Consider the following 9,371-nt stretch of genomic DNA (forward strand, 5'->3'; position numbering starts at 1 on the left):
CCCCCTTTCGCAAAGGGGGGCTAGGGGGGATTTCGGGCGGCATCGCTCGCATCGGGAAACAATTGATGGACACTTTCGTAGTCTCTCAACGCACTTAACTCTCTCAGCCCACCGTATCTCTCAACCCGCTTTCTCCCTCAACTCAATCAGTTTGGACAAAAACTGCGTGTCGAATGCGTCGTCGAGTTGCGCCTGTACCGGCAGATACCAATGATTCGGTGCAGCGAAAGCCGCACATTTGACGGCGTCCTTTTCCGTCATGATCACGACTCGATCGCCCCAAGACGCGACATCAGACCCTGTATAGCTGTAGTGATCGGGAAAAGGGCGACGCTCGATCGACAGGCCATGCGACTCCAGCAATGCGAAGAAGCGCTCCGGATCGCCGATACCCGCCACCGCCAGCACCCCTGAGCCTCTAAGCGCCTCAAGACCGCGACGGCACCGGGGGTCGACCAGATTCACCAGTGCACCCGGCACGAGCCGCATCGCCAGACCCTGCCCCGCACCGTCTTTATACACCACGAGGTCCGCTTGGGTGAGCCGCTGCGCGGGCTCCCGCAGCGGGCCGGCTGGCAGGCAATGCCCATTGCCGAAACCGCGCTGACCGTCGACCAGCGCAATCTCTAGGTCTCGGGCCAGCGCATAGTGCTGGAGTCCGTCATCGCTCAGTAGAATATCGCAGCCGGCGCGCTCGATCACGAGGCGACCGGCGGCAACCCGGTCCGGACCGGCCACCACCGCGCACCCCGAGCGAGCAGCCAAGAGCACCGGCTCATCGCCGACCTGCTGCGGATCGCTATCAGCCTCAACGAACTGGGGCCACGACTGCGACCTGCCGCCATAGCCGCGCGCGATGATGGCGGGGGTCCAACCATGCGCCCTGAGCAAGCCGGCGAGGTACAGGGTCAGAGGCGTTTTCCCCGTCCCGCCGACGCTGAGATTGCCCACGACGATGACCGGGACCCCGAGGTGCTCGGATCTCAGCAATGCCCAGCGATAGGCCAGACGGCGCAGCCGTACGATGCCGCAATAGAGCCAGGACAGCGGCACCAGAAGCCGAGCGACAGGGCTCGCGCCGTACCAGATTGGCGTTGGATCTAGCATCTAAATATTGAGCCCTGATGCCTGAGCTGAAAGCCACCGCTTCATGCCGAAGCAGCGAATGGCAGAAACCCCCTGTCCAACCAAGGCGGAGATCATGTGCTCGACGCTAGGCCAGAAGCCTCGGCTCGGCGAGCGCATCGTGGAACTGCAGCTGATGTAAGCGCGCGTAATAGCCCCCGAGCGCCAGCAGTTCCTCATGCCGTCCCTGCTCGACGACGCACCCATCCTGAAGAACCAGAATGCGGTCTGCGTTCTCGATGGTCGAAAGACGGTGCGCAATGACCAAGGTCGTGCGGCGCTCCATCAGCTCTTGCAAGGCTGCCTGGATATGGCGCTCGGCCTCGGTATCCAAGGCTGAGGTGGCTTCATCCAGGATGAGGATGGGCGCATCCTTGAGCATGGCCCGAGCAATCGCCAGACGCTGACGCTGCCCACCCGAGAGCAGAACCCCACGATCGCCGATGAGCGTGTCGAATCCGTTCGGCAGCGACTGGATGAACTCCAGCGCATGGGCGCTGGCTGCCACGCGCTCCAGCTCGGCTTGACTGGGAGTCTCAGCGCAGCCGTAGGCGATGTTGTTGGCGACGCTGTCGTTGAAGAGCACGACCTCCTGACTGACGAGCGAGAGCTGTGCGCGCAAACTCGCCAGCCTGAGTTCGCCAATGGGGATGCCGTCGATGCGAATCTCCCCGGCGCTGGGATCATAGAAGCGCGGCAGCAGATTGGCGATGGTGCTCTTGCCGCTACCGGAGTGCCCGACCAGCGCGATCTTCTCACCAGGCTCGATCACCAAGCTGACATTCTGGATCGCCGGGGCCTTGTCTTCGGAGTAGAGGTGACTGACGTCGAGGTACTCGACACGTCCCTCGGCCCGCTTCAGCGTACGCGTACCCAGGTCCTGCTCCTCTTCGGAATCAATCAACTCGAAGAGGCTCTCGGCGGCGATGATGCCGCGCTGCAGCTGAGCATTCACCGAGGTCAGGCGTTTGACCGGGGGTAGCAGCAGGCCCATGGCAACCACGAAGGACATGAAGGTGCCAACGGAGATGTTCTCCTTCAGCCCCTGCATGGTGGAGAGATAGACGACGAAGGCGATGGCCGCGGCCGAGATCAGCTGTACCAGAGGCACACTGGCCGCCTCGGTCGCAATCATCTTCATTTGCAGCGAGCGGGTCTTCTCATTGATAGCGACGAAGCGCCGCGCCGCGCGCGCCTGTCCTCCGAACGCCTTGACCACCCGGTGGCCGTCGATGATCTCCTGGGCGACGTGCGTCAGATCGCCAACGCGGTCCTGAATCCGGCGGCTGTGACGACGAAACCGCTTGGTCGCGTACTTGATCGCACCGGCCATCACGGGACCAATGACCAAGAAGATCAAGGACAGCGCGGCATCCAAGTAAAGCATATAGGCCATGAGGCCGATGACCGTGAAGCCGTCGCGCACCAAGGTCGTGACCGCCGAGGTGGCCGCGTTTGCCACATTCTCGACGTTGTAGGTCAGCTTGGCCAGGATGTGGCCCGAGCCACTCTTGTCGAAGAAGCGCGTCGGCGCACGCAGCAAATGCTCGAACATCTGCTGACGGAGATCCGCCACGACGCGCCGTCCAACCCAGCTCAGAAAGTAGGTATTGATGAAACCCGCGATGCCGCGCACCAAGAAGAGTCCGACGAGCAACCAAGGCATGGTTTGCACCAGCTCGATATCACGCTTGACGAAGCTCCCATCGATCAGAGGCTGCATCATGGCGGCGAACAAAGGCTCGGTCGCGGCAAAGATGAGCATGCCCAAGATCGAGAAGGCGAACATCCGCCCGTAGGGTCGGACATAGCCGAGCAACCGCCGATAGATCACGCTGGCCTCGGCGGAAGAGAGGACCTCGTCTTTACTCATGGGTCCTCGTCGTCGGGTCGCGTGGCGGCGAAGGCAATGCGGTTGAGACCGGCTTGACTCGCCGCATCCATTGCCGTCATCACCGACTGATGCGTTGCCTCGGCATCGGCCTGAATGAGCACGGGCAATGCGCCGCCCTCGCGCTTGATCTCACCCAGCACCCGCGCCAGCGATTCTGGCTTGGCGTCCGCGACGGCCTGGTCGTTGACGAAGAAATGCCCGGCGCGATCGATCACCAACCGAATCATGGTCGGCTCTTTTGCTGGAATGTCCTCGCCCTGAGCTTCTGGCAGCTGGACCCTCAGCCGTGCTTCGTCCTTGAAGGTGGTCGATACCATGAAAAAGATCAGCAGCAAAAAAACGATGTCGATCAAGGGGGTTAGATTGATGTCGGCCGAGGTGCGCCGATGCGGACGCAGATTCATGACGGCATCTCTCCGGCGCCCTCACGCTCCCCTCTGAGCACTTCCACAAGGCGCAGCGCCTGCTCTTCCATGTCGATGGCGAGCTGCCCGACTCGATTGTCGAAGAAGCGATGAAACAGCAATGCCGGGATCGCCACGGAAAGTCCGGCGGCCGTGGTCACCAGGGCCTTGGAGATGCCCCCGGCGAGCACGCCCGCATTACCGACACCAGCCTCCATGATGACGCCGAAGACATCGATCATACCGAGCACGGTCCCGAGCAGACCCAGCAGGGGCGCGACGGCGGCGATGGTGCCAAGCGTGTTGAGGAAGCGCTCGAGTTCGGCCACCACGTGCCGACCCGTGTCGTTGATCGACTCCTTCATGATCTCGTGGCTGTGATGCCGATTGATGAGCCCGGCGGCAAGCATGCGCCCCAGCGGCGAGCCGTTGCGGATCTCTAGGATAGCCGCCTCAGTGAGCGCCTCGTCGCGGTGGAGCTGCCAAATCCGCGTCACCAAATTCTTCGGCATGATCCTGCGGCGGCGTAGCGTCCAGGCACGCTCAATCACAATCGCGGTGGCAATCACCGAGCAAGCCACGATCGGCACCATCAGCCAGCCACCGGCATAAATCAAATCAAGCAAGGAAGACACCCCTTAGAGCAATTTGAGCGATTTCGTCGATAGCGCATTGTTAGTCGATCACCCAGTGTTATCAGTACAGGTTCATCGACTGAGCGGATTGATCGACGGCAATCCCCGAGTCGTCTGGCGGGGACGTGCCGAGGCTCATGATACTCGAACCCGGCAGTGATCCGCAGTCGGCAGCCGCGACCGGCCAGCACCAAGCGGTCGAGCGACACAGATGCCGGGCGGTCATAGTGCGACGAGCGAAACCAAGAGACCTGGCCTTGCTGCTCCACACAAAATGTGACAGCATTCACAGAAATTCACGTTTCGGTTACGGGCTCGCCTCATGCCGACATCAGCGTCGTTGCTGCGATTCGAATGCAAAGCCGCCGATCTATGGCCAGGAAAACGCCATGAAAGCCCATGCAAGCGCGGGCCAAAAATACACGAAAAATGTATGCTCAATGCGTTCGCATCGCCGCACCGCCCGCTTCGACAGACCGGGTTCACCCTACTCGAGCTGCTGATCACCTTGGCGATCGTCGGCATCCTCGCCGCGCTCGCCTACCCCTCTTACCAACAGCAAGTGCGCCAAGCACGGCGAGCGGATGGTCAAACCGCGCTGATGAGGCTGGCCATCGCCCAAGAGAAATTCCGCGGTACATGCCCGCGCTACGCGGATCGGATTGTCGGCGAGGCCGGCTGTGCCGCGACCGGAATGGGGTCCGGCGCACTCGGGCTCGACAACCTCAGCGTTGACGGACACTACAGGCTGCAACTGGACAGCGTCAGCGCGCGCGGGTTTCAGGCGCTGGCGGCGGCACTCGGCAACCAAACCAAAGATCAGGCCGGTGGGCAGAGCTGTCGCCTCTTGAGTATCGATCAGGACGGCAACCGCATGCCGAGGGAGTGCTGGTGAGCATGCCCTGGGTGAAGTCATCGAACGGACAGCGGGGGCTCACACTCCTCGAGCTGATCCTTGTCGTCGCCATTCTAGCCATCCTGATCGGCGTCGCCGTGCCCTCCATGCACGAGATGCTCGCCCGCAACCGCCTCAAGGCCGCCGCGCAGGCCATCGCCGAGGACTTGCAATGGGCCAGATCAGAGGCCATCAAGCGCAACCGGTCGATCGCAGTCAGTCTGGAGCCGAGCACCTGGTGCTATGGCATCACCCTGGCAACCGCGCTGGGCTGCGACTGCCGACAGACTCAGAGCGCGCCCAAGGGTTGCGAACTCAAGCGCGTGAACGGTGTTGACTATCCCGGAACCAGTCTCAGCGCAACATTCCCCCAAACCGTCTTCGAGCCACGTCGAGCAACCGCTAGGAACGGCAGCCTGCTGCTGCAATCCGACCGGGGCACCGCAATCAAGGTCATCTTGTCACGGCTCGGACGCGTCCGCCTTTGCACCCCGAACGGCACCCTACCCGGCTATGAAGACTGCTGAAGGCCCTCGCGGCAGCTCCGCCGCTTCACAGCAAGGCATGACGCTGTCAAGCCTCATGGTCGGACTCGCGGCCGGAACACTGACACTGACGGCGACGCTCAGCACCTATCTGATGATCTCCGAAGGGGCCAGAGACACCCTGATGGAGGCAAGGCTCAACCAAGAGCTGCGTGCGGCACTGAATCTGATGCAATCAGACATTCGGCGCGCGGGCTACTGGGACTCCAAAGACGCAGACCACGACGGCGACGCCAACGCCGACGGCGTCTTCGATTGGCGCGACTTCGGCGCCAACGACAGCCCGAGAGGCGCCTTCGACACGGACGGAGATGGCGACTCGGATGCGGACGACCTGACCCCCATCCACAACCCCTTCCAGCGCCGCTACAACCAGGTCGTCAACAACGACCTCTGTACCGACACGGATGCGGAAACGGGGGACTGCACAGCGCCTCGCTGCATCGAACACACCGCATCAGGCAGCTGCCGGACCTCAGTCCAAAGCGGCCACTGCATCACCTACAGCTACGACCTGGACGCGGATGGACGCGTCGGCATCCGCGCATGCGATCGGACAGACAGCGAAGACGACTGCCCCCGACCGACAGGGCGAGACGGCGGCGCACCCTTCGCCGCGCACAATGCCGAGCCTTACGCCTGGCGCGCCTGGTATCCGCCCGACGCGCAGGACAAGACCAAGTCCATTGAGATGGAGATGTTCGGGTTCCGCTATCGAGATGGCAGCGTCTCCATGAGGGTAGGCCGTTTTGGCAAGGAGGACCTGAGCTTTGGCTGCAACACCGGCCGCTGGGAGCGCATCACCAGCCCGGACATTCGCATCACGAACCTGGAGTTTCTGCTCACGACCAGCCTTCAGAACGCCAACGCCACCAAGCCCGCAACAGCACCCTGCGAGTCCGGCGACCTCTGTCGGCAGATCCGATCAGTCAAAATTACCATCTCCGGCCAGGTCGCAGAGGACCCAAGCACTGCGAGCACCCTGTCAACGATAGTGGCGGTGCGCAACCATCGCTACGAGGTCACCGAATGAATCACCTCAGCGCATCCTCGTTGACGGGATGCTGCCGCGCCGCTCGCCGGCAGCACGGTGCCATGACCTTGCTGTTCGGGCTCCTACTGCTCATCGGCGCCGGCATCTTGGTCTTCAGCTCGGGGCGCACCAGCGTCGTCGAGCAGCGCATCGCCAACAACGAGCAGCAAGGCATCGCAGCTCAGGATGCGGCAGAAGCAGGCTTGGAATACGCCCGCGCCTGGCTGGGCCAAAACCCCTGGAGGACGGGAACAGCGGTACCAACGCCGCCGGCACAGAACACGATCAACGGTGAGGTCTACGACATCGCCCTGGACTTCAGCGCGGTGGCCAACGCCATCTGCGTCAGCTCGCAAGCCGCGGCCAGGGGTGACGGCGCACTGAGCGCCACGGCGCAGGGCTGCTTCATTCAGCATGGTCTTTTCGAGGCATCACCAGGCACCACAATGCCGCCGCCTCTGGTGCTCGGAGGATGCTTTCGAGCAACCCCCGAAGCGTCCGAGGTCTATGTCTTCGAGGACACCGAGATCACAGTGGCAAGCGCCTCAGCCGCGACCCCAGCCTGTTTGCCGCAGGGCGACATCCTGGTCAGCACCTGGAACGACCGTGACCAGGACCGCGTGCTCGCGCCAGCGGAAAAAGGCCCAAGCGCAGACTATGAACGCGGAAGCTTCGCAGACTGCGACGCGGCGCATTGCGCCTGGAACAACATCTTCGCCCTGCCCTTCGAGAAAGCCGTGCAGTTCGCCAAGGACGCGGACCATCGCTTCAGCGACCGCATCCCGTGCGGCGGCACGTCAGCGCCAGGCATCTACCTCATCGAGCACTCAGGCACCATTGATGCATTCGCTCTCAGAGGAAGCTGCGCGGCGCAGGACGGGCTCGACGACAGGACAATCGGCACGCCGGACAGCCCCATCCTGCTGATCGTATCAAGCGAGGCCGGATGCCCCGTCTTCAGCGAAGAGATCAGCATCTACGGCATCGTCTACTTCGAGAATCCCTGCGAAAACCAGACCTGGGTGGGCGCCAGCATCCAAGGCAGCCTCATCTGGGAAGGCGACGCGGCGCCTCCAGGACATGGTTCGGTCGTCATCGCGACCGACTACGGAGCCGGCAGCGCGCTGAACGCCGCATTTCAGGTGGTTACCGAGGCCTCTCAAGTCCCGGGAACTTGGCGCGATTGGCAATGAAACCGAAGGCGGAGCAGAGAGACACAATGCAGCGCAGCATTGGAATTCACAAAGAGCGCGGTTTCACGCTGAGCGAGGCCATGATCTCGCTTACCCTGCTCACCTCCGGACTGCTGGCGCTCGCCCAGTTCCAGGGCGAGGTTCACGAGAGCAGCCGCTCGGCAAAAGCGCGAACATACGCCATCAGCCTCGCGCAACAAAAGCTCGAGGCACTGAGACATCAAGCCGTACTCGACTACGCAACGATTGAGAGCGGCGGCGACCGGCCACCCATTGAGCCGGGCTCAAGCACGGAATTCCATCGACACTGGACCGTCGCCGCACACGCAAATCCAGACTTCAAGGATGTAAAGGTCTATACAGAGTGGCAATCGACCAAAGGCGAGCCCCAGTCCGTAGGCGTGTCATCCATTCTGACACCCTCCCGACCCTATCCGGCCGGAAACAGCTCGGCACCACCGTTCGCGGTCGAGGAAACCACGCCCCAGATTGTGAGCGAGTCCACCCCAGCAACTCTGAACCCAATGCAAACCAGCCCCTCGGCCACCTGTATTTGCGCACTATCTCCAATCAACGGCTCGGCCGACCTCGATCCACGCAGCAGCGACGAATCCTGCTCCCCAAGCTGCTGCGAGTCACACAAGCCAAAGGACGATGCGCTGTGCTCAAGAGACACATGCACTTTCATTGCCCGCTGCGAGCCACTCTAGTCAAGAGACTCGAACCATTCCATTCGCGCACCGCCGGGATCTGACCGACGAATTTCTGACAAGCGAATCCTCTGCGGTGATTGAACCGGGACCCTTGAGGAAATTTGGTGCCCGCGCCTAGCCGATGAAGGCATTCAGACTGACTCCTAGCCGCCAGTTCGGCCTGGATAGCGTCCTTCCCGGCATTCCGCACCCCTTCACCCTACCAATAGATCCCCCCAATTCCCCTATACATCGCGTTTTCCGCGAACACTGAAGGAAAGCACGCACGGCCGTTCACATCGAAACCGGCTCAATGGCCAGCCCGCGTCGCCACTACAGCAGCAAAGCGCTCGAGGATCTGCGCTTGCTCACCAACTATCAGATGGATTCAGGCAATCGCCTCTGCCTGCTACCGGTCGGGCTCACGGAGCTGCGCCGGCGCTTAAGCATGGCGGTGCATGAGTCGCTGGCCCAGCGCATCGTGGTACGTCATCACTTGAGCGGACTGACCCGCGAGGAGGTGCCCGAGTACCTCGCCCATCGCCTGCGCCTGGCCGGCTGCGAGCCTGGCACTGTTCGAGCCCGCCGCCGTCGAGGCGTTGTTCCAGACCACGCAAGGCATGCCGCGCAAGGTCAATCGTTTGGCCCATTAAGCGCTCACCAACGCCGCGCTCGAGCAGGCCCGCCAGGTCAAGTGCCGAGCATGTGCAAACCGCCCGTGAGGAGGTCGCGCCATGACCGACATCCCCGAGTCCTTCACGCTCACCCTGCCCACCACCTGGACGCCCGAGCAGACGGGGTTCGTTCATGCCCTTCTCGAGGATTTGATCGCGCAGATCGAAGCGCACTATGGCGCGGCCGTGCAGCACTGGCTCAGTGCAGAACTCCTGACTTGGCGCCAAATTCAATGCGACTGGATCGCCTCAAACACGAGGCGCAGCTCGGTACCGGGGTA

At 62.3% G+C, this 9,371-nt stretch carries 10 protein-coding genes; 6 read left to right on the forward strand and 4 right to left on the reverse strand.

The annotated features are described in order from the left end of the window. Positions 1-120: 120 nt before the first annotated feature. The 4 genes from lpxK to G3480_RS14660 form a co-directional block, all read right to left on the reverse strand. A complete protein-coding gene (gene lpxK / locus G3480_RS14645) occupies positions 121-1,107 on the reverse strand; it encodes a tetraacyldisaccharide 4'-kinase (protein WP_164654630.1) in 987 nt (328 codons plus the stop codon). Between the two features lie 106 nt (positions 1,108-1,213). Continuing rightward, a complete protein-coding gene (gene msbA, locus G3480_RS14650) occupies positions 1,214-2,998 on the reverse strand; it encodes a lipid A export permease/ATP-binding protein MsbA (protein ID WP_164654631.1) in 1,785 nt (594 codons plus the stop codon). After that, positions 2,995-3,423 carry an ExbD/TolR family protein gene (locus G3480_RS14655; protein WP_164654632.1) on the reverse strand — a complete coding sequence of 143 codons (429 nt, stop codon included), beginning with the start codon at positions 3,421-3,423 and terminating at the stop codon, positions 2,995-2,997. Before G3480_RS14655 ends, msbA begins: the two co-directional genes overlap by 4 nt. Continuing rightward, on the reverse strand, positions 3,420-4,049 hold the full coding sequence (locus tag G3480_RS14660; protein ID WP_164654633.1) for a MotA/TolQ/ExbB proton channel family protein: 630 nt from the start codon (positions 4,047-4,049) through the stop codon (positions 3,420-3,422). Before G3480_RS14660 ends, G3480_RS14655 begins: the two co-directional genes overlap by 4 nt. 442 nt (positions 4,050-4,491) lie before the next feature. Between G3480_RS14660 and G3480_RS14665 the strand changes: the two genes are divergently transcribed. The 6 genes from G3480_RS14665 to G3480_RS14690 all read left to right on the forward strand — a co-directional run. Then, positions 4,492-4,953 carry a type IV pilin protein gene (locus tag G3480_RS14665; RefSeq protein ID WP_164654634.1) on the forward strand — a complete coding sequence of 154 codons (462 nt, stop codon included), beginning with the start codon at positions 4,492-4,494 and terminating at the stop codon, positions 4,951-4,953. A gap of 2 nt (positions 4,954-4,955) precedes the next feature. Then, a complete protein-coding gene (locus tag G3480_RS14670; RefSeq protein ID WP_164654635.1) occupies positions 4,956-5,480 on the forward strand; it encodes a GspH/FimT family pseudopilin in 525 nt (174 codons plus the stop codon). 37 nt (positions 5,481-5,517) lie between these two features. Continuing rightward, positions 5,518-6,531, forward strand: a complete 1,014-nt coding sequence (locus tag G3480_RS14675; protein WP_164654636.1) for a hypothetical protein — start codon at positions 5,518-5,520, stop codon at positions 6,529-6,531. After that, positions 6,528-7,724 carry a pilus assembly PilX family protein gene (locus G3480_RS14680; protein WP_164654637.1) on the forward strand — a complete coding sequence of 399 codons (1,197 nt, stop codon included), beginning with the start codon at positions 6,528-6,530 and terminating at the stop codon, positions 7,722-7,724. Before G3480_RS14675 ends, G3480_RS14680 begins: the two co-directional genes overlap by 4 nt. 26 nt (positions 7,725-7,750) lie before the next feature. Continuing rightward, complete coding sequence (locus G3480_RS14685; protein WP_164654638.1) at positions 7,751-8,434, forward strand: type IV pilus modification PilV family protein; 684 nt, start codon at positions 7,751-7,753, stop codon at positions 8,432-8,434. 716 nt (positions 8,435-9,150) lie between these two features. Beyond that, a partial coding sequence (locus G3480_RS14690; RefSeq protein ID WP_164654639.1) for a hypothetical protein occupies positions 9,151-9,371 on the forward strand: 221 nt, incomplete at its 3' end.

The sequence above is a fragment of the Thiorhodococcus mannitoliphagus genome, from assembly GCF_010915725.1.
Taxonomy (GTDB): domain Bacteria; phylum Pseudomonadota; class Gammaproteobacteria; order Chromatiales; family Chromatiaceae; genus Thiorhodococcus; species Thiorhodococcus mannitoliphagus.

What these genes read in the sequence shown, in the direction of transcription:
- G3480_RS14655 (WP_164654632.1), bottom strand. Translation starts at nt 3,423, where the DNA reads ATGAATCTGCGTCCGCATCGGCGCACCTCGGCCGACATCAATCTAACC.
- lpxK (WP_164654630.1), bottom strand. Translation starts at nt 1,107, where the DNA reads ATGCTAGATCCAACGCCAATCTGGTACGGCGCGAGCCCTGTCGCTCGG.
- G3480_RS14670 (WP_164654635.1), top strand. Translation starts at nt 4,956, where the DNA reads ATGCCCTGGGTGAAGTCATCGAACGGACAGCGGGGGCTCACACTCCTC.
- G3480_RS14685 (WP_164654638.1), top strand. Translation starts at nt 7,751, where the DNA reads ATGCAGCGCAGCATTGGAATTCACAAAGAGCGCGGTTTCACGCTGAGC.
- G3480_RS14665 (WP_164654634.1), top strand. Translation starts at nt 4,492, where the DNA reads ATGCTCAATGCGTTCGCATCGCCGCACCGCCCGCTTCGACAGACCGGG.
- G3480_RS14680 (WP_164654637.1), top strand. Translation starts at nt 6,528, where the DNA reads ATGAATCACCTCAGCGCATCCTCGTTGACGGGATGCTGCCGCGCCGCT.
- G3480_RS14675 (WP_164654636.1), top strand. Translation starts at nt 5,518, where the DNA reads ATGACGCTGTCAAGCCTCATGGTCGGACTCGCGGCCGGAACACTGACA.
- msbA (WP_164654631.1), bottom strand. Translation starts at nt 2,998, where the DNA reads ATGAGTAAAGACGAGGTCCTCTCTTCCGCCGAGGCCAGCGTGATCTAT.